This window comes from Rhodococcus sp. As11, assembly GCF_048957735.1.
GTDB classification, from domain to species: Bacteria; Actinomycetota; Actinomycetes; order Mycobacteriales; family Mycobacteriaceae; genus Rhodococcus; species Rhodococcus gordoniae.
Genome location: NZ_JARDJE010000054.1, coordinates 1 through 1,335, shown reverse-complemented (window position 1 = coordinate 1,335; position 1,335 = coordinate 1). Strand labels below are relative to the sequence as shown.

2 protein-coding genes are annotated in these 1,335 nt (G+C 67.7%); both read left to right on the top strand.

Annotated elements, in window-relative coordinates:
- The coding region (locus PV766_RS24035) for a CoA transferase subunit A (protein WP_421098124.1) at positions 1-735 on the top strand (735 nt) is incomplete at its 5' end.
- Positions 736-739: 4 nt separating this feature from the next.
- On the top strand, positions 740-1,335 hold a 596-nt coding region (locus PV766_RS24030; protein ID WP_421098123.1), incomplete at its 3' end, for a 3-oxoacid CoA-transferase subunit B.

Below are 1,335 nucleotides of genomic sequence, written 5' to 3'. Positions count from 1 at the left end.
GCGGAGGCCGTCGCCGATATCCGTGACGGTGCGACTCTCGCGGTGGGCGGATTCGGATTGTGCGGCATCCCCGACGTCCTGATCCAGGCCATCGCCGACACCGGCACCACCGACCTCGAGGTGTTCTCCAACAACTGCGGCGTCGACGGGCACGGTCTCGGAATCCTGCTGGCAGACAAGCGTATCCGCCGGGTCACCGCGTCGTATGTCGGGGAGAACAAGGAATTCGCCCGGCAGTACCTCTCGGGTGAGCTCGAGGTCGAGCTGACCCCGCAGGGCACCCTCGCCGAGAAGCTCCGCGCCGGTGGCGCCGGCATCCCCGCCTTCTTCACCCCCGCCGGGGTCGGCACCCCCATCTCGCAGGGCGGACTGCCCTGGAAGTACCACGCCGACGGATCGGTCGCCGTGGCGTCGCCGGCGAAGGAGATCCGCGAGTTCCGCGGCAAGCGGTACGTGCTCGAGGAGTCCATCACCGCCGACTTCTCGCTCGTGCACGCCCTCAAGGGCGACACCGAGGGCAACCTCGTGTTCAACAAGGCCGCGATGAACTTCAACCCGCTCGCCGCGATGGCCGGGCGTGTGTGCATCGCCCAGGTCGAAGAACTCGTCGAGCCGGGCGAGATCGATCCCGGCGAGGTGCACCTGCCGGGCATCTTCGTGAACCGGGTCGTGCACACCGGTGTCCAGGACAAGCAGATCGAAAAGCGCACCGTCAGCGCCGGGAAGGGAGCGTAGAGACATGACCACAGCTGTCGAGACACTGGGCTGGACGCGCACGCAGATGGCCGAGCGAGCCGCACGCGAACTCGCTCCGGGGGAGTACGTCAACCTCGGCATCGGGTTGCCGACGCTGATCCCCAACTATCTGCCCGAGGGGGTGCACGTGACCTTGCACAGCGAGAACGGCATCCTGGGCACCGGGCCGTATCCGACCGAGGACGCCGTCGACCCGGATCTGATCAATGCCGGCAAGGAGACCGTGACGGTCGATCCCGGCGCGGCCTTCTTCGACTCGGCGCTGAGCTTCGGCATGATCCGCGGCGGCCACATCGACACCGCGGTGCTCGGCGGCATGGAGGTCTCGGCCACCGGTGATCTGGCGAACTGGATGGTGCCCGGCAAGATGGTCAAGGGCATGGGCGGGGCGATGGATCTCGTCCACGGGGCCCGCACGGTCATCGTGCTCATGGAGCACACCGACAAGCAGGGCAACCCGAAGATCGTCTCGCAGTGCTCGCTGCCGCTCACCGGTGAGGGCGTGGTCCAGCGCATCGTCACCAACCTCGCGGTGATCGACGTGACCGCCGACGGCCTCGTCCTGACCGAGTGCGCCCC